This window comes from Arthrobacter sp. 10N43 (assembly GCF_056394525.1).
Window position 1 is genome coordinate 45,815 of record NZ_JBFTIA010000011.1, and the last position, 26,653, is coordinate 72,467.

Below are 26,653 nucleotides of genomic sequence, written 5' to 3' on the forward strand. Positions count from 1 at the left end.
TTTGCCGGTGCCCCCGCAGCTCAGTCCGCTCAGGGAGCGCCTCTGACTTTACTTCCCTGTGATTCAAACAAAGGATTTATGACCATGTTCACCGGCTTGAGTGCCTTCCCCCTGACCCCTCTGGCAGATGATGCTGTTGACGAGCATGCCTTCGTTCGCCTGATCGAACGGCTCTCGGAGGCGAAGGTTGACTCCATCACGGCGCTCGGATCCACCGGCTCCTACGCGTACCTGAGCGGCGAGGAACGGAGCCGTGTCGCCCGCCTGGCGGTCGAGCACGCCGGCGATACACCCGTGTTCATTGGTGTCGGGGCCTTGCGGACCTCACACGTCCTGGCCAACGCTGAGAACGCGGAGCGGGCCGGAGCTTCGGGTGTTCTGCTCGCCCCGATGACGTATCAGCCCCTCACCGACGATGATGTGTTCGAACTGTTCCGGACCGTCACCGCGGGCTCGTCGCTGCCCGTCATCGTCTATGACAACCCAGGCACTACCCACTTCACGTTCACGACCGAGCTCTACGGACGCATCGCGGAACTGCCCGGTATCGCCTCCATCAAAATCCCGGGCGTGCCGGCCGATCCGGAGCAGGCACAGGCGCGGGTGCAGGAAATCCGCGCCGCCGTCCCGGCGCACGTGACCATCGGAGTTTCCGGCGACGCCAAGGCCGCCGCCGGCCTGGCTGCCGGGTGCGATGCCTGGTACTCGGTCATCGGCGGCACTTTGCCCGCCCTGGCGCTGCGGATCACCCGGGCCGCGCTGGAAGGGCGGGTCTCCGAAGCGTTCGCGGAGTCCGAACGTCTTGCACCGTTGTGGGAGTCGTTTGCCGAGTTTGGCGGGAGTATCCGGGTCGTTGCGGCAGTAGCGGAACACCTGGGATTGGCCTCGAAATCGTGCCTGCCGCTTCCCATCCAGGGATTGACCGAGAAGCAGCGTGCCCATGTTGGCAGGGTTGTCGATGAGCTCGGGCTCAACCCGTAGCGCTGGCCTCGGCGTTCCCTACAGGGAGGACCGCCGGGCCGGGGCGCTGGCGCGCTATGTCTTTGCCGCGACCCTGGTTCGCAGCGCAGACGGGGGCGCAGTGGTCGCTATCGTGCTGCTCGCGCACGCCGGCGGGATGCCGGGCTGGTTGGCCGGGCTCCTGGGAGCATCAATCACCGCACCCCACCTGCTTGGCCCGTTCATCGCACGGCGCCTGGATACAGCACGCGACGGACGCAAGGTCATCGCGTGCTCCGCCGTCCTCCACGGGGTGCTGCTCGGTGCTGCTGCACTGCTCCTGCCCGTCGCCTGGCCGATCTGGCCAGCCATGCTGCTCTTCGTCTCCGGCATCTTCGGGCCGATGCTCACCGGCGGGATCAGCAGCCGCCTGCCCTCCATCGCCGGCCCCGAACTGCGCAGCCAACGCAGAGCACAAAGCTGGGACGTCGCAAGCTACGGACTCAGCGGCACCCTCGGCCCCGCAGCAGTCGCATGGATCGCGGCAGCATCCGACGCACTCACCGCGACACTCGTTCTGGCCGGAGCCGCCGTCGTTGGTGCTGGAGCCGTCCTCGCACTCCCCAAGCAAGAGCCGCCCAACAAGGCCGTTGAGGTGCCATCACCCGGACGAACACTGAGCCTCATATGGGAACGTGGTCCGCTGCGCCGCACACTCGGACTCACCGTGACCGTCGCATTCTCTGTCGCCGCGCTACCGATCTACGCCGTTGCCACAGCTCCCGCGTTCGGCGGCGCCGCGGCCGCCGGAACACTGGTCGCAGCCTACGGGATAGGGAATCTCCTCGGATCAGCAGGGCTCATGCTCCGACCGCTTCGCCGCGACGCAGACCCTCTCATGAGCTCCCTCTCCGCACTCGTCGCGGCAACGCTGATACTCGCGATGCTTACTCCGACACTCCCCACATCCCTCATTGCCTTCGGCCTGGCAGGGATCGCCAACGCAATGTTCTTTGCGGCAACCCTCGCCGCGCGAAGCGAATACGCACCCATCGAGGCCCGCGGCCAAATCTTCATCTGGGTAGGCGCACTCAAGATCGCAGCAGGATCCGCCGGAACAGCCGTCGCGGGTGCAACCATCGCACAGACGGTCTGGGCACCACTTCTGCTGGCGACAGCCCTCACAGCAGTTGCTGCGACCACCAGCATCATCGAGCGCTCCCGTCCACGCTGGTCCAAGCACTAGCCCGCCTGAATTCAACAACACCCTCACCCCGACATGCCCGCAGCCCGGCGGGGGGGGTGCATCAGGCGCGCGCCAAAAAGCGCCGCCAAGACAACGCCAAATAGCTCTGCGATTCACACGGTTATTTTGTGGATCGCAGCGCTATTTGGCAGTGAATTCGCAGGGCTTAGTTGCCGACGAGTAGGGCTTCTCTGGCTGTGTCGATGATCTCGGGAGTGAGCGTATCGAGGTGGTCGTGCGTTTGGATCACCCCACGCGGCGCATCGCGTGCAGTTCGATCTCGACGCGCGCCCTAAGCGGGAGCCCGGCGACGGCGACCGTCGTGCGCGCGGGGTACTGGCCGTCGAAGTACCTCGCGTACACGGCGTTCATCGCTGCGAAGTCGTCCATGTCGACGAGGAAGACGTTGACTTTGACGACATCGCGCCAGCTGCTGCCGGCCGCCTCGAGGACGAGGCCAAGGTTGTCGAAGACGCGTGCGGTCTGCTCCTCGATGCCACCGCCGACCAGCTGCCCGGTCGCCGGGTCGATGGGCGTCTGCCCCGAAAGGAACAGCAGGCCATTCGGTATACCGCACGCTTGGGAATAGGGGCCCACGGGCGCCGGGGCGCTCTCGGCCATCACATAGGTCGGTTCCATCGCTGAGGTCCTCTCCGTCGGACGACGCGCGCTGCCGGAGCGTACCGGCCGGCGACCGGCTACCACGGCAGTCCGCTCGCTGATTTTCAGTCTACTGCCGGCACGGCTGCGGTGAGCTCTCAGCCGTCCGGCACCTGCTCGGGACTTCTTGCGGCAGGTCCCGTTCCACAGTTACTCCGTAGGGAACATCAGCGCTGAGGTTCACTGTGTACATATCAGGTCCGTGGCGGGTGACGAGAATGCCCTGCCATCCTTCTGTCATCGAGTGGTCGCGGGCCATCTCTACAGCCGTGTTGATACTGTCTGCGATTTCCGTCGGGGATAGGCCTGTGATGTGGAAGTAGCGGCCGGCCTCGATCGTGATGATCATTGGACTCCTGATTTGCTCTTAATATCGCCTTTGATTTGATGCTCATGATGTGGGCACGCACGTAGCGAATCGGATCTTTGGGACGAAGAAATGGTTTTCAGCGATGGCATACGCGCCCGATCGGATTCTCTTGACCGGAGGTTTGCCACCGAACTTGCACCGCATCCCGGGTGGCGGTTCCGCAGCCCGGGATGCAGTGGGTTGTCACTACGGAACGGTACGACTTTGGAGAGCGCCGATCGGGTGTGAAAGGGAACGGTGGCAATGGCGCTGATTAGGTCCCGTTTCTCGAGATGGCACCCGCCACACAGAGGGACGGGCCTGGGCACTGGTGCCTGGCCCGTCCTTGTATTGGTGGTGGGGGTTAGATTTCGGTGGGCTGGGCCTGGCTGGCATTCCGCTTAGTTGACCGCGTGTCGTCAGCGTTTGGTTGCTGAACCTCCTTGGTGGGTTCGCCCGGCTGCCTCTCACGGTCGTGGAGGTCCATCTCTGGTGGTTCCTTGCGGAATCCTTTGGTGAGGAAGGTTAGATAAACAACTCCCAGACCGATCCAGCAGCAGCCGATGGTGATGGCGATGGGACTGAGCTGGGTTAGAAGGTAGATGTCGACCGCGGCGCCCAGTATTGGTAGGACGATGAAGCCAATGATCGAAAGCTTTTTGCCTTGCCGGCGGTTTCGGATGAAGTAGGCGATGACGCAGAAGTTGACGGCTGTGAATGCCAGGAAGGCTCCGAAGTTGATGAAGGAGGTTGCCGTTTCCAAAGAGATGTTCAGTGCCAGCATGGCCACGGCACCGACGAGGACCAGGTTGAAGATGGGCGTTTTGGTTCGGGGGTGGAGGCGTCCGAAGAGCCTGCGGGGTAGGACTCCGTCGCGGCCCATGACGTAGAGGAGTCGGCTGGTGCTGGCCTGGATGGCGAGGCCCGATGCGAACCCGCCGATGATGAAGAGCATGTTGGTGATGTTGGCGTAGAACTGCCCGCCGACGAGGACCTGCATGGAGTATGCTGCGGTCGCTGCGTGCTCGAAGTCTCCGCCTGGGTGAACGAGCTGCATGATGTAGGAGACCACGACGAAGATTATTCCGCCGACGAGGACGGTCAGGAGGATCGCGCGGGGAATGTTGCGCTGGGCGTTTTTGGTTTCTTCGCTGAGTGTGCTGACGGCGTCGAATCCCAGGAAGGCGTAGGCCGCGATAGCGGCTGCGGCAGCGACGCCGCCGACCGTCGTGGCATTGTTCCAGAAGGGGTCTGTGAACGACGCAGGCGGGTTGCCCCCGAGGTAGGCCAGGCAGTAGGCGATGAAGATCCCGATGAGGGTAACAACCAGAAGGGTCAGCGTTTTATTGACACGGTCAGTGAGCACGATTCCCGTGACGTTGATGATCGTTGTCAGTCCAGCGTTCAGAGCGAGCCAGGCCCAGACAGGGATGCCGGGAAACTGCGCTGCAAGGTAGAACGATTGGAACAGCCAGGCCACGGTGGGAAGGAAGAGGTAGTCGAGGAGGATTGCCCACCCGACGAGGAAACCGACACGGGAATCGAGGAGCCGTCGTGCATACACGTAGGCTGATCCCGAGTTCGGAAAGATCTTTGCCATTTTCGCGTAGCTGAGGGCAGTCAGCAGCATCGCGGCCGTGGCGAGGGCGAATGCTGTCGGGGCTGTTCCGTCGCTGGTGGAGGAGATGATACCGAAGATCGTCATTACGATTCCCGGGGCCATATAGGCCAAGCCGAACACGACCACCGATAGCAGGGATAGCTTGGGGGTAAGTTTAATGTTCTCAGCGGACATGGGGAGTTCCTTAGGCTGGGGCAGTGCTGAGGTTGGTCAGGGTTGACGGGGCGTTGGTCTGCCGCCAAAGGCGGGGATCAAGCTGGCCGGCGTATAGCGGCAATGGAATGCTGTCGTCGTTTTCAGCGAACTGGTCCCAGGGGCGGGTGACGCCCGCTGTGCCATATTGACGGACGTTCCCTACCTGGTCCAGGTCGATCACATCAACCAATGTCGCGTCTTCGGGCCCGGTTGCCGAAATTCGCACGCGGCCTTCAGGATCAACCAGGAAACTACGTCCAACCCCGTGCGGGCCCGCCGCGTTCACACTGGCAACGAAATTCTGGTTCACGATTGCATTGGCTTGACCGATAACAACTTCCTGCACACGATCGTTGGTCGGCGTCTGGACAACATTGAGAACGAGCTCTGCCCCCATCCAGGCCAGATGCCTGCTGTGTTCGGGGAACCAGGCGTCGTAGCAAATTGACAAACCGACGCGGCCGTAGCCGGTCATGTCGAAGACCACGAAGTCCTTACCGGAACAAACGGTCTCATAGGGCTTCCAGGGAAAGATCTTTCGGTACGCGGCTACTGCTTTTCCTTGTGGAGAGTAGACAACGGCGGTGTTGTAGATATGCCCGTCCGTACCACGTTCAAGCACGCTGCCAGGCAAAAGCCAGATCCCAAGGTCTCCGGCAAGCTCAGCAAGGGTACGGCCGCGCGGGCCATCAAGAGGTTCTGCCGAGGCTTCCATGTAGGCCTGCCGGTCCACAAACCCGGCAGAATCCACCGTGTTCAAGTGAAGCTCCGGGTAAACGAAAAGGTCGGCGACGGCATGCGCTTTGACCCTTCGCTCGAGACCAGCAGCAAAATCAGTCAAGGACTCAGCAGGTGATTGCACAAGAGCCAGAGGGAGAAGTCGAGTCATGACGGTAGCATTCCTATCGTGGGAGATTTCATTAACTAAAGATTAATTAAAGAATAATTAACGAACTTGGGTGTGTCAAGGGTCACTTCGAGGCCAGTGTGAAAGCATGGTGAGCATGGCAAGACCACGGAATCAGACAGCCCGCCGGGATCAACTCGTAGCAGCAGCAGGACGAGTCCTGCTGGACAGAGGGTCATCAGCGGCCCGCCTTTCCGACATTGCCAACGAGGCCGGCGTCACCCCGGCTGCGGTGCTGTACTACTACCGGGACGTCGACGAGCTCTTCAGCGAGGTCTTCCATCAAGGCGTGACGGAGTACTGTGACCGCCGGGAGGCCCGCATCCAAGCCGAAAGCGACCCTGAAGCGCAACTGAGGGCCTGCATCCACTCAGGCGTACCTTGGCCCGGGGAAAGCGAAACCGCTTCCCGGATTCTCGTGGAACTCATCCCAGTTTATCTGCGCAACAAGGCAGCCGCTCGGCAGCAGATGGCGTTCGTGGAGCGTCAAACGAACCTCTACAAAGGGATCCTGGAACGAGGCGCGCAGGAGGATGCCTTCACCCTCTCAGCGCCAGCCGGATTCTTGGCACGGAGCTTCGTAGCCCTCGAGGACGGCCTCGTAATGGATGTACTCCTCGGCGACCTGACGCCGGAAGACGAGTACGAATTCCTGATCAGCTACGCGACGAACATGGTAAAAGCCAAGACCGGCAACAACTTGCAGCTCAGCTGACTCCCCGAGCAACAGCGGACACAAGCAAGTTGACGGGCGCGACTCATCGGGCGCGCACCCCGGTGCGTCGGTATGCTCCGGCGATGCAGTCCTCGGGGTCGTTGACCCCAAAGGATGTCGCGGTATCCGGACCGAAGTGGGCCCAGATCCGCGAATCGCTGGGGATCACAAAACAGGCCGCCCACGACTTGTACCGGCGCAGGATCGAAGAACAGGAGAAGTACCTGCCGAGCTTCACGACGCGGCAGCTGCGCGTGCGGTCCTGAAAGAAGTCAAGGAAGACTAGCCAGGCTCTCGCACCCATCCTCCTGCGTGGGCGAAGAGTGCCTGGTTCGATCACTCCCCCAGGTTCACGAAAGGTCCAGTATCGGCGTTTTATAGGCAGTGGAAGTAGCTTCGAGAGCTCCTGTCGATGGCCACTGCCCCCGGAGCCACGCCCCGCGAATCTCGTGAGCTTTTAGCACTCAGAGTTCGAGAGGCCGCTCAACCACCAGGGCCGAGAGTTGAGGATTGCATCCCCTCTATATTCGAGCGGCGGGGTACAGCTCCGAGGTGAAACGTGAAAGGTTCTGCAGGCACTCCCTTATCGCAGGCGCGGCGAAATGCAGCGGATTCCAGACACCGAAAAGAGTGAACACGAGGTCCTTTCCCCGATGAGTGATGGGCATGGCGTGCACCCCGAAATTCGGATCATCCGAGAGCACGCAGATGCCTTTGCCGGCGGCTGCCAAGGCTTGGCCGACCACGGCCGAGCGTACTTCAAATCCGGTCGTGTAGGTGAGGCGCTCAGTGCTGACAGCATCATCGAACATTGTGCGGACACCAAAATCAGCGGTCATGGTTATGAGAGGCCATTGGACGAGTTCCTGGAGGCTGATTTTCTCCCTCCCGGCAAGAGGGTGTTTGGCGTTGCACTGGGCCCAAAGGAACGCCCTGCCAACTACAACCGATTTGAGCTCGGATGGTGGGGGCTTTGTTCCCAGAGCGAAGTCAGCCTTACCGTCCTGCAACGCCGAGTAGACAAACTCAGGGGTCGCCTCGACAACATTGGTCAGGACTCCATCGGGCCCCTGCGAGACAATGAAAGGGGCGATGATGTCGGCGACGGTGGCAGAGGCTGCCGCTACCGTAAGCCGTTGCACCGAACCTCCGGCCATCGCCCGCGCGGATGATTTGGCCTGGGCGGCGCGGGTGACCAGGTCCTTGGCGATGGGCAGAAACGCAGTGCCCGCCGCGGTCAGCGACAATTTTGCTCCTGACCTATCGAAGAGGGTGAGCCCGAGGTCCTGCTCCAAGGAGCGAAGCTGCCGGGATAAAGAGGGTTGGGCCACCCGCAAACAGCGTGAAGCGGCATTGATTGATCCTTCATCAACGATGCTCAGGAAATACGTCAAGTGCCTCAAGTCCACTATGCCTCCAAGGTATGAGTTTTACTCATGATAGGCATTTCCCAGGTATAGGTACACCTAGTTAGACTCGTCACACTTCCCACCCTTCTTCAAGGAGTCTCTGTTGGCACTCTCATTTCCACACCCGGCTCGGACGGTGCTTGTCACGGCCACAGCCGCCGTCGTTGCCCTTAGCGCGGCGGGATGCAGTCCTGCCGCACCCAAAGCTTCTTCCGGCCCCGACGTTTTCTCTGTGGCCGCATCTGCAGCCATTACCACGTGGGATCCGGTTCGTTCGTTTTCCACCGAAGCCCTCTACATGGGCAACATATACGAACCCCTGCTTTGGAAGAACCCTGCAGGTTCCGCAGAAGCGTATTCCCCGGCAATAGCCGAGTCCTGGAGCGCCAGTGCAGACGGAAAATCCTGGACATTCAAGATCCGCTCCGGAGCCACCTTCCACGACGGCGAGCCGATCAATGCCGCGGCGGTCAAAGCCAGCATCGACGCTGCCAGGGACCATGCAGCCGCATCCTTCATCTGGGCACCGGTGGAGAGCGTTACCGCCCCGGACGACTCCACTGTCACGCTGCAGCTGAAGTACGCTGCGCCGATGGACCTCGTCGCCTCCTCGACCTACGGCGCCTGGATCGTTGCCCCGAAGGCCCTGGCCGCATCCGCCAAGAATGACAAGTACTTCGAGGCCGGAATCGACGCGGGCTCCGGCCCCTACACCATCGGCTCCTACAAGCCCGGCTCTAAGGTCGTGCTGAAGAAGTACGACGGCTACTGGAACAAAAAGGCTGCATCGCACTTCGACTTTGTCGACATCTCTATCACCCCGGACGCAGTCACGGCCCAGCAGATGCTGACCGCAGGTGAGGTGGACTACGCGACCAACATTCCCTTGGAAAACCTCAAGACCCTGGCCAGCGATCCGAAGTTCACGGTGAAAGACTTCAACTCACCGTTCAACTTCCTGGCCATGTTTAACACCAGCCGCGCACCACTCAACGACCCGGAGGTCCGCCGCGCGCTCAGCTACGCGATTCCGTACAAAGAGATCATTGACATCGGAGGGCAGGGCTACGGCACGCAGTCCCACGGCCCTGCTCCCAGCGGCATCTTCCCCTACAGCCAGGACGTCCCGCAGTACTCCCAGGACTTGGAAAAGGCCAAGCAACTATTGGCCTCAGCTGGTCATGCCGACGGCATGAACCTCAAACTCACCTACGCCTCCGAGAATCCCGCGGAAGCGCGGTTCGTGCCGCTGATCAAGGACGCCTTCGCCAAAATCGGTGTGAAGCTGGACGTGAAAGCCGAACTTTTCAACCAGCAATGGGACAGCGCAAAGGCTGATCCTCAGAGCGCCCAGGACATCTTTGTACTTAACTACTGGCCGACTTACAGCGACGCCGGCAGCGACAATCTCACGACGCTGTTCCATTCCAGCGAAAAGCCATCCTTCAACCTGAGCTATTGGAAGTCCCCGGAGTACGACAAATTGGTGGACAAGGCGGCAACCTTGACGGGAACGGACAGGGACGCAGCCCAGGGCCTTTATAAGGAAGCCATGGACCTCCTCTATAGGGAAGCACCTGCCGCATTCCTCTACGATGCCCGCACAGTCTCAGTCGTTCCGGCCGGGTTGGAAGTTCCCGCCTACAACGAAAATTACCCGTTCACGGCCTTCTTCGCCCCCATCAAACGCGCCGCCTAAACGATACGACGCAGGCAGGGCCCGGGCTGCACCAACAAAGCCCGGGCCCTTGCCCTGCCCGCCCATCCCGCCACACCAATCAAGAAAAGGAGAACCATGTTGCGTTTCGTCGCCCGGCGGCTCATCACCTCGGTGCTGGTTCTCGCCGTGCTTACCGCGATCGTCTTCATCCTTGCCCGCATCGTTCCCAGCGACCCGGCCGTCATCTACGCCGGCCCGAAGGCGCCCCCAGCCGAGCTGGACAGGGTCCGGGAGCACCTCGGCTTTAACCGTCCGATCCTCGAACAGTACTTCGACTACGTCGCAAAGCTGATCACCGGGGACTGGGGCCAGTCTCTTGCCACAAAACGCCCCGTGTTGGATGAGCTGTTCACCCGCCTCCCAGCCACATTGGAACTCATCGGGTTTGCCATGGTTCTCGCTGTTTCGGCAGGGGTCATCTTGGGCGTGGTTGCCTCCCGCCGTCCTGGCGGATTCATCGACGGAGCAATCCGTTTCCTCTCCATCGGAGGGATTTCCGTGCCCGCCTTCTGGCTCGGACTGCTCCTTCAACTGTTGTTCGTTGGGGGGCTGGGCATACTTCCGGCCACTGGGCAATTCAGCAACTCCATCAAATACTCCAACCCCATCTCTCACGTGACCGGGCTTCCCCTGTTAGACAGCATGATCACCGGCAACGGCGTGGCCTTCACCGATGGTTTGCAGCACGTGATACTGCCGGCCCTCACCTTGGCCGCATATCCTCTCGGACTCGTTGCACGAATGACCAGGGCCGCCATGCTCGATGTCATGAACCAGGATTACATCTTCACCGCCAGGGCCTACGGTCTGAGGGACACCGCCATCCGTTGGCGCCTGGCCCTGAAAAATGCTCTGCCACCAGTCCTGTCTATTGCCGGAATGGCTGCCGCCTACGCCCTGACCGGAACATTCTTCGTCGAAGCTGTCTTCAACTGGCCAGGAATTGGGCAGTTCGCTACATCTTCCATGCTTGCAGTGGACTACCCAGCCATCATTGCAATTACGCTCATGGGCGCCACAGCATACCTGCTGGCCAACCTTCTGGTGGACATCCTGCAATCCCGAATCGACCCCAGAGTGAGCATGTCATGAGCCCCACGACCCAAATCTCCGCCCCGACCGGTTCCGGGCCGGCCGGAGAACAGGCCACCCTTAAACCGATCAAACTACTTAAACAGACCCTGGGCCGTGACCGTTTGGCCGCTGTTGGCGCGATGATCATAGTCCTTGTTGTAATCCTTGCTGTTTTTGGGCAATGGCTGGCACCTTTCCCTGATCAGGGCATGGGGGCGACCAATGCCTCTGCCCGAAACCTCGCTCCCAACGCGTTGAACTGGCTCGGCACCGATCAGCTCGGTCGTGACGTTCTCAGCCGCATCATCATGGGCGCGAACCCGGCGCTGACCATCTCTGCCGTCGTTGTCGCGGCTGCGGCCCTCATCGGCATTCCCCTCGGCGCTGTCGCCGGATATCGCGGTGGCTGGCTCGACGAAGCCTTGATGCGTGTGACCGAGATCTTCCAGGCTTTCCCGCCTCTGCTCCTGGCCATGGTGACCGTTGCGATCCTTGGGCCCAGCCTGACCAACGCCGGCATCGCCTTGGCCATCAGCTGGTGGCCCTGGTATGCGCGCCTTGTACGAGCGGAAGCAAAATCCCTTCGGGAACGCTCCTATGTCGAAGCAGCCCGCGCCATGGGCATTCCGCAGCTGCTCATCATCAGCCGCCATGTACTTCGCAACTGCATGACGCCCATCCTCGTCCAAGCTACCGTCGACATCGGCACTGTGATCCTGGCCGCCGGGTCCCTGGCATTTATCGGTCTTGGAACTCAGCCGCCCCTGCCCGACTGGGGCCTGATGGTCGCCGAAGGGCGCGGGCTCATATTCAGTTCCTGGTGGATAGCCACCTTTCCGGGGCTGGCCATCTTTCTGGCCGTCCTGGGATTCAACCTCCTCGGAGATTCGCTGCGCGACCTCCTTGACCCCAGGCAGGTAAAGCGATGACACATGTTCTTAGCATCCGCGACCTCAACGTCGAATTCACCGACCGGGGAAAGCTTACCAACCGCCCCGTCCGCGGGATCGACCTCGATGTTTCCGCTGGTGAAATCCTCGGCCTGGTGGGGGAAACGGGGTGCGGCAAGTCCCTGACAGGACTCGCAGCCTTGGGGATCCTTCCACGCGGTGCACGGCGCACGGGGCAAGTGACCATCGGCAACGATCCCTTACAGGACTCGTCAGAACCAGGTGGCTCGGTGGCCATCGTATTCCAGAACCCTGGAACTGCCTTCAACCCCGTCTTCACGCTTGGCCGCCAACTCAGCGATGTCCTGGCCCGGCACCGGCAGATCTCGAGGGCCGAAGGCAAAGCTGAAATCATACGTCATCTAAGCCTGGTCGGCCTTCCGGACCCTGAACGGGTCTACCGCAGCTATCCGCACCAATTGTCCGGCGGGATGCTGCAGCGGGCCATGATTGCCATGGCTCTGCTACGCCAGCCCCGGCTTTTGATCCTGGATGAGCCCACAACGGCTCTTGACGTTACTGTTGCCCGGCAAATTTTGGTCCTCATTGACGAACTCCGACACAAGTTTGGGTTCGGTGTGCTGCTCATCAGCCACAACCTTGGCATCATCCGCGATGTCTGTGACCGGGTGGCGGTCCTTTACGCAGGCAGGGTGATCGAAACCGGACCTGTGGAAGCGGTCATGAACAATCCACGCCACCCATATACCCGCGGCCTCCTCGGCGCCCTCCCAGCAGGGCGAACCCACGGCCAGCGACTGAACGCTATTTCTGGAACAGTGCCGGGAAACCTCCTATCCCTCACCGGGTGCGCCTTCAGAAACCGTTGCTCACATGCAGTCACCGACTGCTCGCTCACCGACCCGCTGCTCACCGAGACCGGGCCACACCAGGCAGTCGCCTGCCTCCAGGAAGGCGAACTATGACCAACGTTCTCACCCTCGAAAAAATCGTCAAAACGTTCCCGCACCACAGACGAGTCTTCACCGCAGTCGACGACGTCTCCCTTAGCATCAAGGAAGGTACGGTCTACGGCCTTGTCGGAGAATCCGGCTCCGGCAAAAGTACCCTCGCCCGCTGCGCCATGCAGCTGATGCGCCCAACATCCGGGCGAGCCATATTTGAAGGACATGACCTCGGCAAACTCGGACCCAAGGCACTGCGGACCATCCGTTCCCGGATGGGAATAGTACTTCAGAATCCAGTGGCATCATTGAATCCACGTATGACTATCGGCGCTTCAGTGGCAGAGCCACTTCTGGCCCACACTGCCCTGAAAGGGCAGGCCCTCCAAACAAGAATAAACAATCTGCTGGACGAGGTCGGGCTGGGAGCCGGGCACGCCCATCGGCTCCCGCACCAGCTCTCCGGAGGACAGTGCCAACGCGTCGGCATAGCACGCGCCCTGGCCACCTCGCCCCGTCTCCTGATCCTGGACGAACCCACCAGCGCCCTTGATGTTTCCGTCCAGGCCCAGATTCTGAACCTGCTCCAGGACCTGCAGCAACAAAAAGGGCTCACATATCTGCTCATCTCCCACGACCTGGACGTCGTCCGCTATCTCAGCGATGAGGTGGCTGTCATGAAGACCGGAAAGATCGTAGAAAGTGGACCAGCCGAACGGATCTTCACCGATCCACAGCACGACTACACCCGCAGACTCCTCGAGGCAGCCCCAGGGCGCGCCCGGCCCGAATTGGCAGACTCCCACGCCCTCCCCACCCTTACCACGCAAGGCAGCGACTAAACATGCTAGAGACAACAGCAAATGGTTCCCTTCTGACCAGCCCCGGCAAGGTTGACCGCTATGCCGGCCAGGACTTCAATGAGCACGTCACCCTGGAAAACTGGCAGGAAAGCCCATTCAATCGCTGGGGCTTCGTTCACATCAGTGAGCTCATCACTACCGCAACGATCCGTCGAGGCAGAGCATCCGGGCCCTCCACTGGAAGTGAGTCAGCCACACCGGAACACGCGGAGAGGCGGCACAGCGTTGAGGAGTTCCTGGAATCCACGCACACAGATGCCATCGTCGTACTTCAACACGGGAAACTGGTCCTGGAACGCTATTTTGGCTCTTTCCAGCCGCACGACCGGCACGTCCTGATGTCTGTTTCCAAATCCGTCTGCGCGCTTACCATGGGTATTTTGGTGGGCCGGGGACTCATAGACCCGCAACAGCCTGTCCACCACTACGTCCCGCCGCTGAAGGGAAGCGCCTACGGGAACGCGACGGTCCGCCAAGTACTCGACATGACCGCCGCAGTCCGCTACAGCGAGAACTACCTGGATGCGGCCGCTGAAGTCCAGCAGCAGGATAGGATCGCCGGCTGGCGCCCCAAGCTCGAAACAGACCCAGAGGACACTTACGAATTCCTCACGCTCCTCAAAGCTGCCGGAGAACACGGCCGATCATTCCAGTACTGCTCAGCCGGTACAGACGTGCTGGCATGGATCATCGAGAACGTCAGCGGAAAGCGATACGCCGAAGTCGTCTCCGACGAACTGTGGTCCCAGCTTGGGACACTCGATGATGCACTGATTACCACCGATTCCGGTGGTTTCGCATTTGCGAACGGAGGAATCGCTTGCACCGCACGAGACTTGGCCAAAATCGGACAGCTCATGCTGGACGAGGGGAAAGCCAACGGGCAACAGGTCGTCCCATCATGGTGGATCAACGACACGATGCGGGGCGGAGACCCACAACTGGCCAGAGGAACCGCCTACCAGCAAGTCCACCCCAACGGCTCCTACCGGAACCAATGGTGGGTCCCCGGAGATAGCCGAGGCACGGTCTACGCTGCAGGCATCCACGGCCAATTCATTTGGATTGACCCCGTCAGCGACACGGTAATAGCGAAGTTCTCCTCTTATCCGCAACCGGTTGCACTCGAACTCAGCCGGGCACACGCCGCCGGCTTCAGGCAATTGATCAGCATCCTGGAATACACCAGCTGATTGAGGCGACCCCTCGGAGCGCAGGTCCTCAGCAATCCCCACTAAATAAAGGTCAAAGGAAAAAAATCACCTCCACGGGTAATCCGAATCTGACGCCGAAGCAAACCGCCGCCCGGTGGCTGTGCACCCAATTGCCGGCCTTCCGCTGCCCATCACAGAGCCAAACCGACTGCTGCAAATCCCGGTTTCCCACTCTGCTGGTTGCCTGCCCCTGTACTTCAGGGTTCGATTCCTTCTCCTGACAACGAACCACAAAGGCTCAGACGCAACCTGACACTCCTAGCGGTCCTCCCCCTTTCCCCGACATATGGGCCCTTATCGGCACCGTGTAATAAAGGAGTGGTTATTCTCACCGGACGTGGCCTCGGGTTCCAGCGAAACCTGGGCAGCAGGTAGGCGAAACCAAAGTGGTACGCGTCTTTGTCCCCGAGGACGGGCGCAACGCAGACAACTTCGGCGCCCTGGTGGCGGCCATTCCTCCCGAACACCTGACACTGGCCGACCAGGCACTGGAAATTGCCCGCAGCGATACAAACACGGCCTCCTCCTGACGGTGAGTAGGGACCAGCCTGCCCACTCCAAACACAGTCGACAGTGCGCGCGTACTCGTAGCAGTCAACTGCGGCCCTCGCATCTAAGGAATCAAAACCTGTACCCCGGTAGAGCACCAAACGATAGGGAATGTTTGGAAAGCGGAGGCGAAGACATCTGGCACGCAAGAAATGTGCCTACGAGAGGATTCAAAGTGCTATCGCAATCAACTTCCAACGCCCGTCTCGCGGGCAAAGTCGCGTTGGTCACAGGCGCTACTTCCGGTATCGGGGAAACAATCGCCCGCAGACTGGTAGCCGAAGGTGCCCAGGTGCTAGCAACCGGGCGGTCAATCGAGCGAGGGCAACGACTTGAAGCGGCACTCGGTTCCCATCTGCACTTCTATTCCACGGACATCAAAGACGAAGAATCAGGCAATGCCCTCACCTCCGCAGCAGTTTCACGCTTTGGTCGACTCGACGTGCTGGTCAACAACGCCGCGGTCGATCACACGGGAGACCTTCTGTTAGTTCCCGACAAGGAGATCCGAGAAGTCTTCGAAGTCAACACTTTCGCTGCCATCCGCCTTCTGCAAGCGGCCGCCCGAACCATGCAGGACACTGGCGGATCGATCATCAACATCACTTCACGTTTGGCCTCAATCGGAGTGCCCACCATGGGGATTTACAGCGCCAGCAAGGGAGCATGCTGGCGCTGACGAAGGCTGCAGCCGTGGACCTATCCCCCTACAACATCCGAGTAAACGCCGTTGCCCCAGGCATGACAAAGACACCGCTGTACGACGAGTGGCTGGAAACGCATGCAGATCCAGCAGCGGCCGAAGCAAGGGTTGTTGACCAAATCCCCCTTAAACGGCTTGCACTTCCAAGCGACGTGGCCGGAGCCGTGGCATATCTGGCCTCGGATGAAGCCTCCTACATCACCGGCACCTCGTTGCCCATAGACGGCGGATACACAGCGCAATAGCCGCCACAAGAAAAGAGGATGACATGTCAACGCCTTGAGTCTCCGCCATTAACATTCCCTGGGCCGACCGCACTAGCCACGTGGACCAGTCCAGAGGGCAGCTTCTTCCTATGGGTCACCTTCAACAACGCGATTGACACTTCAAAACCGTTCGAGGTTGCAGGTGCCAAGGCGTAGCCTTCATCCCGGGTCGCGCCTTCTCGGTTTCCGGAAGTTTCGGCAATGCACTTCGACTTTGCTGCGAATCGCAAACCCCAGAAAGGATTGAGGTAGGGCACGCGCGCCTGGCAACGGTTCTCAAAGAACTCTGACGTTCCAGAGCAAAGTGCTGGCGGACCGTATGAGGAACCATGCCGCCAGCAGCGCCGTCTTGGGCACGGACGCCGGAGCTGCGAGGTGACGGGGCCAAACGGGTGAAAAATGAGGACGAGCCCGCCGGCATTGGAACTCCAAGGCATCCGAAGAGATTTCCCAAAGCCTGTTCGCTCCACTCGCCATGTCAACCCACGGTCAGGGACAGCTGAACAATCGTGATGTCAGAAAGGAACACAATGAGGGCCTTTGCCAGGAAGGGAGCATTGCGCAGTGGCGCAAGCTACGTCTCCACGACCCACTGGCCGGCGCAGCACTATCGTGCCCAGGAATACAGCGTGGCCCTCTTGGGCGTGATGTACCCGTGTGCGGTCCAACACTGCCACGACGGCCCAGAACATTTGGAGCCCACGCTGCCACCCGAGATCCTATTCCGTCGACGGAGCACCGACCTCATCTTTTACTACCCCATCCATACCGATGTAGGCCGGATTCCTCAGCCAACCGGCGAACAAACACCGGTACCAGCACACCACGAAAAGCCCGCCGGCGCGAAGCATGCAAGCCGTAGGGCTTCCATCGAAGCCGTAGTTCGCGACCTGGCGGTGCTTCTCCTCCGGAAACGACCACAGTAAAACCGGCGCTGCATTTCCACGATCTAAGCGTAAGAAGGCTGCTCACCACGATGATTCCCTTCGTCCACCGAGGACCATGAGGCCTTTTAGGAGTTCGACATAACCGATTACTCATGCCGCACATATGCAGCACGCCCTGTCAGGGTTAGATACACACCAGCTTGGCGTCAGGCAGGTAGCCGAAGGGTTAGTCGAGGCGAAAATTTGGAAGAAATCTCCCTCAGGTCATGTCACCCCCACAACCCCCAGGCATGAATTGGTACAAGACCAACCACGGCCGCCAGAACAAGCCAGAGAGGAGCCCCGAATGACCCCAGATCCCAGCAGGCAGAGGGCTCACAGCCAGGGCACTTGACCCGCCACCCACACAACTTCATAGGCCACGCGGCAGCCAGGCTTCAGGCCGCGACAAGCGTCAGAGGGACCCGAGCAGGGTCAATGTACACACGTTAAAGCAAAAACCCCCTCTGACGAGGGGGAATGCTGTGCCCGAGGTGGGACTCGAACTGCATTCGCTCCCCCGCAAACGCTGCCATCAGGCTTCGACCGTGAAGGCAACTAAAGAGGGGGCAAGGCAGGGAAAAGTCCCGTAGAAACTCGGGCTTAGTTGCGAGTCTTGCTACTAAGCCCGAGCGTCCGTACCGCCAACTAAACCGGTCTTCGCCAAACGTCTAGTCCCATTTCGCCAACTGGTGTTCAAACCGCCAAGTAGCCTCCGACCACACAGAATCAGTCGCTGGTTCAACTAGAACGGGACGATTGTTCATGTAAATCGGAACAGGTTCAAATAGCGTGGAATCTCACAGCGGTATACAGCACATCACAATGGAATGTTGTGGTTGGGCTCCTGACAGTCCAGCTGCGCGCCGAAATATCTAAAGTGCTCGATCAAACCCAAGCCTGGTTACGAGCACGGAGACGGCTTCGCCCCTAATTTGCTTGGAGCGAGGCCGTCGTTCCGCACAAGGTCCCTATTGATGGTCCTTATGAAACCTCTGCTGGGATCTGGTCATAGCGAACGGACTTGACGCTTTCCATCACGGACCGGAGGCATTCGGGATCACGCCCTGTTATCAGCTTCACGTGGCCGGAGAGGACCGTCTGGTAACCCTCAGCTATTGCGACTTCGGCAGTGACCAACTCATCGCTTGCCCACATGTGCCCATCGGCGCTTGGCGGCATGCTTGGGTCGTACGTCCTTGGAATACCAATGGAGTCAAAAAAGGCGAGGCGCTCATCAGCTGATATTGGTACGTACTTGATGGGAGTGTCATGCACCTCCGAGCCGATGTACGCGATTTCTTCAAAGGTCAACAGTTCAGGTCCGGTGATTTCATAGACGGCACCAACATGCTTCGCGGACTCAAGCAGGACCGTGGCAGCGCTGCGGGCGACGTCGGCTTTAGCCGCCGGTGCCAAGCGCCCTTTGGCTGTTGCCTGTGAGATGTCACCGCTGGATGTGGCAGGAGCAACTAGGACGTTGCTGATGATCTCGGAGTAGAGCGCGTTACGGAGGAATGTGTAGTCCAAGCCGGAAGCCCTGAGATCCAGTTCACTCTGGTAGTGATCCCTGGCTGAAAGAGCGGGGTTGTTGGGGTGTATGCCCCCGACCGAGGTGTACACGATGTGGCGGATCCCAGCATGTTTGGCTGCGGCGATTGCGTTTCGCGTTTCGGATACTCGGTGGCCAAGATTAAGGCCGCTGATGAGGAAGAGGACTTCCCCGCCAGTGTAAGCAGCGTTGAGGGAGTCGGGTTCCTGGTAGTCGCCGCGCATCACGCGGATGCCATGTGTTTTGTGCTTGTAGAGCTTTTCTGGTGTGCGCGATACAAGTGTTAATTCGATGTCCGGGTCAGCCGCAAGAAGTATTTTTGTGACTCTGCGGCCAAGATCCCCTGATGCCCCACTGATGATGATACGGCCCAATTCGGGGCCTCCTTTCTGGTGTTTGTTCCCGGCCTCTTTGGCGGGAACCGTCTTGCAAGTGAACTCGGTGTCAGCCGAGCGGGTCCCAGAAGGTTTCTCCCGCATACGTGTCGGACAGAGTGGCCAGCGTTTCGGGCTAGACCTCGGGGTCGACAGCGCGTCGCTGGGCTGGTGCCCTTGTGGTTCGGTCAGGGTCACATCCGTTGATACGTGGTGGATGAAAGCGGTGAAATCGTCCACCATCGATTTGGTGATGCCGTTTCTGGGCGATGCTTTCTCCGGCTTCGCGGCTTGTCAGATCCAACTAGCATGTTCATTTGGATACCCCGTGCTAGAGCCGATTGGCTTGCTGGCCGCGCCTTTGCCCGGCCCGTTGTTTCATATTCGTGCGGAGGTATCCTCCCGGCGCCGTCCATGCCGCTAAACCGTGAGGTTGAGGAAGTTGCCTTGGAGGAAGATCAGGGGTGGGTTGGTGGCGCGTAGTTCAAGGGATTCGACGCGTCCGACGACTTGGTAGTGGTCGCCGATGAGATCGATTTTGTAGCGGGTGCATTCAAGGGTGACGATGGCGTCGTTCAGTAATGGGACTCCGCGGTCCGAGGGGGTCCAGTCGACTTCATCGAAGCGGTCTTCGGAGCGGCGGGAGAATGCTTTGCAGAGCGCCGTTTGGTCCTGGCCGAGGATGTTGACGCCAAAGTGGCTGGCTTCATAGAGGCGGGGCCATGTTTTGGAGGCCTTGTCAACGAAGAAGGCCACCAGGGGCGGTTCCAGCGAGACCGAAGTGAAGGAGCCTACGGTCATTCCGACAGGCCCGGACCTGGTGCCGGCGGTGACGACCGCGACGCTGGTTGGGACATGTCCGAGGACGTGCCGGTAAGTTCGTGCCGGGTCCTCAGCCGGTGTTGGGGGGATCGTGGGGGTGGACATTTTGGCCCTGCCTTAGAGGTTGATGGTTGGCTCTAGGCCCATCAGGACCCGGCCGTAGGCTTCTTTGCCGATTTCTGGGGTGACGAAGGCGTGCCGGGCGGCGATTTCGGAGTCGCGCCAGATCTGGTTCAGCACGTTGGCCTCGGCGAACGAGCCGGCACCGTTGGCGGTCATCAGCGCATCGATGGCATGCCCGATCAGTTCAGCGATGATGCCGGTGTCGTTGCGGATCCGGGCCCGGGTGGGCAGGTCAAGCTGCTTGCCGGCGTCGGCTGCCGTGTCGATGTCCAGGCACATCCGGTTCAACAGCAGTTCTGAGATGTGCAGGTTCGTGGCTGCCTTAGCCACGGCGAGCTGGTGGGTGGGTGAATTCTTGGCGTTGTCGTACATGGTGTAAGCGACCGGTTTGCCGGGCAGCTTCGCCAAGGTGATTTCCAGCGCATGCCGGGCCAGGCCGATCTGCGGGGCAATGAGGATTGCGGCTGCGACGGCATTGAAGGCAACGTTGGCCATGCGGTCGTCTTTGAACGGGGTGAGGAAATTTGAGCTCAGCATGTTGCTGAGGCGTTGTACGCGATGCTCGGGCACAAAATGATTTTCGACCACGATCGTGTCGCTGCCGGTGCCCTTCATCCCGGCGACGAACCAAGTCGGCTCGATGCTCCACGCCTCAGCCGGGACGAGGGCCAGCGCCATCGGGTCATCACCGTCAAGCAGGACACCAAGCGTTGCCCAATCAGCAGCAAAGGAACCGGAGGAATACGGCCACCTGCCACTGATCAGATAGCCCCCTTCAACCCGCTCACTCTTGCTGCCCGGGCTGAACGTGCCGGCCACCTTCGCCAACGGATTGCTCCCGAACACATCCTCCTGGGCCTGCCGGGAAAAGGTCGAGGCGAAACCGGTCCCGACCATCATCAGCGTCGTAACCCACCCGGTGGAACCATCCCCGCGGGAAATTTCCTTCGTTACCTCCACAGCAGTACGCAACGAAGCACCCATACCGCCGTATCGCTTAGGAACCAGCATCCGGAACAGCCCTGCACCTTCCAAGGCCGACACCACCTCCGGAGCCACGCGCCGGGCTTCAGAACCGTGCCCGGCGAACTCCCGGATCAACGGCACCAAATCAGTGGCACGAGCCACCAACCCAGCATTCGGAACATTGATATCTGACAATTCGGCGAGCGACGTCGCTGTCATGGTGCCTCTTTCGTAGTGGGATGTGTTGATGGATGGACCCCAAAAATCTTGGCGGCGAAACACAATTTCGACCTGTCCTCCTTTAGGTGAAGGGCAGATATGCCAAAGAAGCCTGGGCTGGTGTTAAGAATTGCTGTCCTCAGCGGGGAAGATCGCAGATGATCCGCTGGCTTGTGCATCAAGGCAGTCTGGCCAGAGATCCTTCGCGGTCCAGTGATCCGAAACAGCAAAGGAATCGCTGCAACCTTGGCCCGAATCAGAAATGCGGGCTGCGGGGCAATTGTCCGCACGGGTCCCGCCGGCGCCACGCCGGCACGTGGTTGTCGCTGCTACTCTGCGCCTCATCGCGCCTGGCCTTCCGCTTGCTTCAAAGTATCGTTCTGACTGCACCCAGTCTGGTCCCCTGGACCGGATCTAAAACGGGTCAGATGACCCAACCCGCTACGTGTATTGTTTTCTGCATCACAGGAGGGTTATGGGCACCGAAGCAGTAGTTTTTCGATCCACAGGGGGCCATAACCTGACGAGCTTTATTGGACGACGGCGAGAACTTGCCGATGCGCGCGAGCTGATGTCACGCTCCCGCCTCCTAACCCTTGCCGGTCCCGGCGGCGTCGGCAAGACCCGCCTCGCTGCGGAGCTGTCCTCACGGACACGGAAGGCCTTTCGCGACGGAGTGTGGACCGTTGAACTCGCGGCTCTGGATGACAGCGCCTTGGTCGGTTCCCAGATCGCCGCCGCCCTCCGACTCCCCGACCAGTCAAGCCGCTCTCCAACGGAGAGGATTTCGGACTACGTCCAGGAGCGACAGCTGCTTCTGGTCCTCGACAACTGCGAACATCTTCTGGATGCAGTATCAGCCCTGGCAGTCATGCTTTTGGACTTCGCACCAGAATTGCGTGTCATTGCAACGAGCAGGGAACCCTTGAGGATCTTTGGCGAGCAGGTTTACCAAGTACCGCCCCTCAGTGCCCCCGTTGTGTCAAACGGGCATGCGGGTGCGATTGAGGCCTTTGAATCTGTTCGGTTGCTGGTGGATCGGGCCCAAAGTGTGGACGCCGGGTTTGAAATCACTGACGGCAACCGGCTCGCCGTAGCCCGGCTATGCCAAATGCTCGACGGAATCCCGCTCGCAATCGAACTTGCTGCCGCGCGGCTGCGCTCCTTATCGGTTGTTCAGCTTGTGGAACGGTTGGACCGGCGTTTCGATATCCTCACGGGCGGAAGCCGGGCAGCGATTCCTCGGCAGCAAACGCTGAGGGCGCTCATCGATTGGAGCTATGAACTCTGCACGCGGGACGAGCAGCTGTTGTGGGCCAGGCTTGCAGTCTTTCCGGCCGGCTTCGATGTCGAGGCCGTGGAGGAGGTTTGCGGTTTCGGCCAGCTCAACAAACGGGATGTTCTTGACCTGTTGGATCATCTCGTCGCGAAGTCCCTGGTCGTTGCAGAAATCGTCATTGACGGACCCGTTGCTGGCGATCAGCGCAGACGGTACCGCCAGCTGATGACCTTCCGGGAGTACGGTGCAAACCTGCTTGAAAGCATCGGAGAATCTTCTGACTTGCGTCGTCGCCAGCGCGACCACTACCTCGGCAAGGCGTCTGAAACGGTAGCGCTCTGGTGCGGGCCGGACCAGGCAACCCGCCTCGCCGCGGCCAGGCGCGATCATACGAATATCCTCTCAGCGCTGGAATGGTCAGCGACCACGCCGGGAGAGGAACTAGCAGGGATGAATCTTGCGGCTCTGCTCAGGTACCACTGGATCGCCGGCGGCAACCTCAGCGATGGCCGCCGATGGCTCGACCGAATGCTGAGCCTGGACACGCACTGCACACCGGAACGTGGGGCTGCGCTGTGGGTAGCCGCCTGGGTATCCCTGCTTCAGGGGGACGGTGAAGCGGCGCAACAATATCTTGGGGAGTGCCGCGTTATCGCTCGTGACCTGGACCATCAGGTGCTGGCTGCTCATGTTGATCATTGGGAAGCTCTCAGAGAAGTCTTCGGGGGACGACTTGAGCACGCCATTGATCTCTTTCGTAACGCTGCTGCCGTCCATCACCGGGAAGGGGATAGTGCATCAGAACTTACCGCGCTTTTCCTTTTGGCCTGGGCGCAAATGTACGCCGGCCGGATAGAGGACGCCCTCGCAACGTGCCGGGAGGTCCTGGCTGAAAGCGGCAAACGAGGCGAGCGGTGGAGCCAGGCTTACGGGCACGCAGTCATGGGCCTCTGCCAGTGGCACCTGGGCCAACTCGATGAGGCCCGCTGCTCCCAGATCGCCGCGCTGGAAATTCAAGGCGACTTCCATGACGGGCTCTGCATTGCACTGACCATCGAGCAGATGTCATGGACCGCTGCCTCGAACGGGCGCTATGAATCAGCGGCAATTCTTTTTCACGCGGCACAGTCGGTATGGAAAGGAATTGGCACCACAATTTCTGCATTTGGTCCTCTTGAAACCGACTTCGAGCAGACTGCGGCCCAGGTACGGAACGAACTCGGGGAAGCCCGGTACCTGTCCATCCTCGACGGCCGGCCCGCGCTATCAATGGATCAGGCCGTGGAGGTCGCGTTGAACTCGGCGCGCGCCGCGTATGTAGCACCGCAGGCAGAAGGCTCCGCGGGTCACAAAAATTCTGCAGCCCACTGTACAGTCAAATCGGTGCTTGTGGATCCTTACAGCCAGCACGGGGGCCCGCAACTTACCGAACGGGAAGAGCAGGTTGCGGCCCTCGTTGCCCAAGGGCGGAGCAATAGGGAAATCGCCGCCGAGCTAGTGCTCTCGCACAGGACAATCGGTCGACACATCGAGCGGATGTTGGCCAAGCTGGGCTTCACCTCACGCACCCAAATCGCGTCCTGGGTCGTCGGCCGGATTAGGGCGGGGTAAACAATCCTGCCCTGCTGGGCATCGCCCGACTGTTGCAGTCCTCAGGCCAGGCTAACCACTTTCCTCGATGTGCAATCCCACCCATGGGTACGCCATCAGGTGCAGAGACGCCCCATACGGGTGAAAGTGTGGCGAGGGCGGATATGGGCTGTTCGGCGGAACTCGCCGCAGGTGCAGGATTCTTTCGAGATAGATGCCGATCTTGCCCATTTGGTACTCCTCATTGAGCGGGGCGGATTGTTTTGTCTCGCAGCGTAGCCGGGACCCGTCCTCGGTAAGGAACAGGTAACACAGGACTAAAACTGCGTCCGGAGCTTCTCCAAACGAGACTAGGTTTAGCTTGAGCCCTTTCGAACTATCACACAAATACGAATTATCGCTCGTTACCATACGTTCTCGATATGCCGGGCGCTGCCCCATGCCCTCATCGGATCGGGATGGCATTAGTGCGGTGCAATATTGAGCATTCAAAAAATGGATGTGTGGGACGAGCCCGATCATCTAGGCTGGTTCATGGCCCACCAAGGGATTCGACTCCCGTGACTATACTTCCTGACCGTTGTAATGGATGACGTTCGGTCCTGTTGCGCAGTGCGCCATCAGCACTCTGCCCAGTTCGTTGGCTTGGAGGGTGCCAGGAAAAGTGTCTGTATGGTCTTCAATTCTTTCCCAACCCACCCGAAGCAGATACGCGGCTGGAGTGTCGACACTTACCAACAGCTCAACGGAAAGGCATCCTTCTGCCTCGAGCAACAAACGCCTGACAGCCGCAAAGTCCACGAGGAACCCGGTTTCGGTTTCTGGATTTATCCGGAGGTCAGCATGTTCGTAGATCATCAGATCCTCTCATCAACTCAGGCATCTGCCAGCAGGCGTGTGCAGATCCGGCCCGCATTTAGGGCCCATTTCCCCGAACCTCGACGCAACGGCTGCCCTCGCCGCCACACTCCCCTGACCGTGTCTCGGCAGTGGAGTCTTAGGCGTCTAAATTGTTGGCAGAGCGTCCCCGGCGTAGTTTCAGCGGGGGACGCTCTGCCCTGTCACGACTCCACGGATACCGCGGCCTTGGCCCCTTCTTGCGTCTTGTCCTTGTAGCCACGAGCAGGCGCGAACAGTGCGAGGAGGCTGACCAGTCCGATGGCCATGACCAAGGCGGAGACGTATACCGGGTCGTTTCCGCCGCGGGCTGCCAGCAGGGCGGTGGCCGCGAGAGGGACGAGACCGCCGCCCAGAGTCGAGGACAATTGGTAGGCCAAGGAGGCACCGGTGTAGCGGGATTCGGCGCCGAACATTTCAGAGATGTATGCGGCGGTGGGCCCGTAAACCATAGCTTGGAGCACGGGGTTGCCAATCAGGAATGCCAGGAAGAGCAGCAGGAGGTTATCTGAGGCGACCATTAGCCAGATGGGGTGAATCATGAGGGTCATGCCGATCACGCCGGCCACCATGACCTTGCGACGGCCGATCCTGTCAGAGAGGGCTGCGAACATCGGGATCGTGAATACATGGATCACCTGGGTCGCGAGGCTGATCCATAGGACTTCGGAGCGGCTGTGGCCTGAAGCGACGGCGTACGGCACGGCAAAGGTGGCCAGCAGGGACTGGACGGCGAAGGCCATGATTGTTGCCAGGCAAGCGATGATGACGGCGCGCGGATACTTGGTGACCACCTCGAGGATCGGGTTTCGCCGACGCGCGTGAGACGAGGCTGCCTGTCGCTGAGCTTCAAGGAAGACCGGTGATTCGGCGACCTTGAGGCGAACGAACAGCCCAATGGCGACAAGGGCTGCGCTGAGGAGGAACGGCACCCGCCAGCCCCAGCTCATGAACGCTTCGTCGGGCATCATGCTGCACAGGCTGAACACGGCAGTTGCCAAGGCGGCACCCGCGGGGCCACCCATGTTGGCGAAACTGGCGGAAAAGCCTCGGCGTTCCCGCGTTGAATGCTCCATAGCCATCAGTGCTGCTCCGCCCCACTCGCCACCGACGGCTATACCCTGGATCACGCGCAGGACGATCAGCAGCAGGGGTGCCAGCTGACCTATGGCCGCCTGGGTCGGGATCAGCCCGATGCAGAAGCTCGCACCACCCATCATGAGCATCGTCAGGACGAGCATCTTCTTTCGTCCGAGGCGGTCTCCGAACGGGCCGAAGATCAGTCCGCCCAGCGGCCTGGCCAGATATCCAACGGCCAACGTCGCGAAGGATGCGATCATCCCCATTGCCGGAGACAGGTTTGCGAAGTAGAGAGGGGCAAACACCACGCTGGCGGCCAGGCCGTAGAGCAGGAAATCGTAGAATTCGATTGCGCTTCCCATAAAACTCGAAAAGAGTACCGATTTCATTCGGGCGCTGGTGGGCGTGTTGACTGACATTAAGACTCCTGAATTTGATGTCGCTGTATCGCTGGGATGATGCGACGTCTTATTGGTTTCGAACTTTCATTGAAAAAACTCATGGATCGCTTCGATATCGGATTAGCGCTCTTCAGCCACT

The 26,653-nt window shown here is 60.2% G+C and carries 22 protein-coding genes and 1 pseudogene; 13 read left to right on the top strand and 10 right to left on the bottom strand.

Going from position 1 to position 26,653, the window contains the following annotated elements; genetic code table 11:
• The first annotated feature begins 84 nt into the window (after positions 1 to 84).
• Together AC1DDO_RS18130 and AC1DDO_RS18135 are read left to right on the top strand one after the other, a co-directional pair.
• Positions 85 to 981 (top strand): dihydrodipicolinate synthase family protein, encoded by an 897-nt coding sequence (locus AC1DDO_RS18130; protein WP_476952829.1) that lies wholly within the window; start codon positions 85 to 87, stop codon positions 979 to 981.
• A complete protein-coding gene (locus AC1DDO_RS18135) occupies positions 959 to 2,185 on the top strand; it encodes an MFS transporter (protein WP_476952666.1) in 1,227 nt (408 codons plus the stop codon). The genes AC1DDO_RS18130 and AC1DDO_RS18135 overlap by 23 nt, the downstream gene beginning before the upstream one ends.
• A 246-nt stretch (positions 2,186 to 2,431) precedes the next feature.
• Here the strand turns inward: AC1DDO_RS18135 and AC1DDO_RS18140 are convergent, their stop codons facing one another.
• From AC1DDO_RS18140 to AC1DDO_RS18155, 4 genes are all read right to left on the bottom strand, one after another.
• The gene (locus tag AC1DDO_RS18140; protein WP_028275097.1) at positions 2,432 to 2,824 is read right to left on the bottom strand and encodes a RidA family protein; all 393 of its coding nucleotides are present in this window, start codon (positions 2,822 to 2,824) and stop codon (positions 2,432 to 2,434) included.
• Positions 2,825 to 2,915: 91 nt separating this feature from the next.
• Positions 2,916 to 3,194, bottom strand: coding sequence for a hypothetical protein (locus AC1DDO_RS18145; RefSeq protein ID WP_043433975.1), 279 nt, complete (start codon positions 3,192 to 3,194; stop codon positions 2,916 to 2,918).
• A 364-nt stretch (positions 3,195 to 3,558) separates the two neighbouring features.
• Positions 3,559 to 4,989, bottom strand: coding sequence for an APC family permease (locus tag AC1DDO_RS18150; protein ID WP_084475808.1), 1,431 nt, complete (start codon positions 4,987 to 4,989; stop codon positions 3,559 to 3,561).
• 10 nt (positions 4,990 to 4,999) lie between these two features.
• A complete protein-coding gene (locus AC1DDO_RS18155) occupies positions 5,000 to 5,899 on the bottom strand; it encodes a carbon-nitrogen hydrolase family protein (RefSeq protein WP_043433978.1) in 900 nt (299 codons plus the stop codon).
• 115 nt (positions 5,900 to 6,014) lie between these two features.
• Between AC1DDO_RS18155 and AC1DDO_RS18160 the strand changes: the two genes are divergently transcribed.
• Positions 6,015 to 6,632, top strand: a complete 618-nt coding sequence (locus AC1DDO_RS18160) for a TetR/AcrR family transcriptional regulator (RefSeq protein WP_043433997.1) — start codon at positions 6,015 to 6,017, stop codon at positions 6,630 to 6,632.
• Between the two features lie 83 nt (positions 6,633 to 6,715).
• Positions 6,716 to 6,898, top strand: a complete 183-nt coding sequence (locus AC1DDO_RS18165; protein ID WP_476952663.1) for a hypothetical protein — start codon at positions 6,716 to 6,718, stop codon at positions 6,896 to 6,898.
• A gap of 255 nt (positions 6,899 to 7,153) precedes the next feature.
• On the opposite strand, the gene AC1DDO_RS18170 is transcribed toward AC1DDO_RS18165, so the two are convergent.
• Positions 7,154 to 8,026, bottom strand: a complete 873-nt coding sequence (locus AC1DDO_RS18170; protein ID WP_156945017.1) for a LysR family transcriptional regulator — start codon at positions 8,024 to 8,026, stop codon at positions 7,154 to 7,156.
• A gap of 313 nt (positions 8,027 to 8,339) precedes the next feature.
• Here AC1DDO_RS18170 and AC1DDO_RS18175 point away from each other — a divergent pair, with 313 nt between their 5' ends.
• The 8 genes and pseudogenes from AC1DDO_RS18175 (at position 8,340) to AC1DDO_RS18210 (ending at position 16,264) form a co-directional block, all read left to right on the top strand.
• On the top strand, positions 8,340 to 9,740 hold the full coding sequence (locus tag AC1DDO_RS18175) for an ABC transporter substrate-binding protein (RefSeq protein ID WP_476972460.1): 1,401 nt from the start codon (positions 8,340 to 8,342) through the stop codon (positions 9,738 to 9,740).
• A 96-nt stretch (positions 9,741 to 9,836) separates the two neighbouring features.
• A complete protein-coding gene (locus AC1DDO_RS18180; protein ID WP_476945611.1) occupies positions 9,837 to 10,853 on the top strand; it encodes an ABC transporter permease in 1,017 nt (338 codons plus the stop codon).
• On the top strand, positions 10,850 to 11,764 hold the full coding sequence (locus tag AC1DDO_RS18185; protein WP_476945610.1) for an ABC transporter permease: 915 nt from the start codon (positions 10,850 to 10,852) through the stop codon (positions 11,762 to 11,764). The genes AC1DDO_RS18180 and AC1DDO_RS18185 overlap by 4 nt, the downstream gene beginning before the upstream one ends.
• Positions 11,761 to 12,711 (top strand): ABC transporter ATP-binding protein, encoded by a 951-nt coding sequence (locus AC1DDO_RS18190; RefSeq protein ID WP_476952661.1) that lies wholly within the window; start codon positions 11,761 to 11,763, stop codon positions 12,709 to 12,711. Before AC1DDO_RS18185 ends, AC1DDO_RS18190 begins: the two co-directional genes overlap by 4 nt.
• Complete coding sequence (locus AC1DDO_RS18195) at positions 12,708 to 13,532, top strand: ABC transporter ATP-binding protein (protein WP_476945608.1); 825 nt, start codon at positions 12,708 to 12,710, stop codon at positions 13,530 to 13,532. Before AC1DDO_RS18190 ends, AC1DDO_RS18195 begins: the two co-directional genes overlap by 4 nt.
• Before the next feature lie 2 nt (positions 13,533 to 13,534).
• Positions 13,535 to 14,746, top strand: a complete 1,212-nt coding sequence (locus AC1DDO_RS18200) for a serine hydrolase domain-containing protein (RefSeq protein ID WP_476945607.1) — start codon at positions 13,535 to 13,537, stop codon at positions 14,744 to 14,746.
• 407 nt (positions 14,747 to 15,153) lie between these two features.
• Positions 15,154 to 15,297, top strand: a complete 144-nt coding sequence (locus tag AC1DDO_RS18205; RefSeq protein WP_476952660.1) for a hypothetical protein — start codon at positions 15,154 to 15,156, stop codon at positions 15,295 to 15,297.
• 194 nt (positions 15,298 to 15,491) lie between these two features.
• Positions 15,492 to 16,264, top strand: a pseudogene (locus tag AC1DDO_RS18210) (SDR family NAD(P)-dependent oxidoreductase).
• Between the two features lie 1,931 nt (positions 16,265 to 18,195).
• Here AC1DDO_RS18210 and AC1DDO_RS18215 read toward each other — a convergent pair.
• From AC1DDO_RS18215 to AC1DDO_RS18225, 3 genes are all read right to left on the bottom strand, one after another.
• Positions 18,196 to 19,137: an NAD(P)H-binding protein gene (locus AC1DDO_RS18215; RefSeq protein WP_476945604.1), complete on the bottom strand. Its 942-nt coding sequence runs from the start codon at positions 19,135 to 19,137 to the stop codon at positions 18,196 to 18,198.
• 420 nt (positions 19,138 to 19,557) lie between these two features.
• Positions 19,558 to 20,064 carry a flavin reductase family protein gene (locus AC1DDO_RS18220; RefSeq protein ID WP_476945603.1) on the bottom strand — a complete coding sequence of 169 codons (507 nt, stop codon included), beginning with the start codon at positions 20,062 to 20,064 and terminating at the stop codon, positions 19,558 to 19,560.
• Between the two features lie 12 nt (positions 20,065 to 20,076).
• Positions 20,077 to 21,267: an acyl-CoA dehydrogenase family protein gene (locus tag AC1DDO_RS18225; protein WP_476972461.1), complete on the bottom strand. Its 1,191-nt coding sequence runs from the start codon at positions 21,265 to 21,267 to the stop codon at positions 20,077 to 20,079.
• Positions 21,268 to 21,742: 475 nt separating this feature from the next.
• Between AC1DDO_RS18225 and AC1DDO_RS18230 the strand changes: the two genes are divergently transcribed.
• Positions 21,743 to 24,157: an ATP-binding protein gene (locus AC1DDO_RS18230; protein ID WP_476952657.1), complete on the top strand. Its 2,415-nt coding sequence runs from the start codon at positions 21,743 to 21,745 to the stop codon at positions 24,155 to 24,157.
• Between the two features lie 543 nt (positions 24,158 to 24,700).
• Here AC1DDO_RS18230 and AC1DDO_RS18235 read toward each other — a convergent pair.
• Together AC1DDO_RS18235 and AC1DDO_RS18240 are read right to left on the bottom strand one after the other, a co-directional pair.
• Positions 24,701 to 24,994 carry an antibiotic biosynthesis monooxygenase family protein gene (locus tag AC1DDO_RS18235; protein WP_476972462.1) on the bottom strand — a complete coding sequence of 98 codons (294 nt, stop codon included), beginning with the start codon at positions 24,992 to 24,994 and terminating at the stop codon, positions 24,701 to 24,703.
• A gap of 203 nt (positions 24,995 to 25,197) precedes the next feature.
• Entirely contained in the window at positions 25,198 to 26,475 is a 1,278-nt protein-coding gene (locus tag AC1DDO_RS18240; RefSeq protein WP_476965435.1) for an MFS transporter, read from the bottom strand.
• Positions 26,476 to 26,653 lie beyond the last annotated feature (178 nt).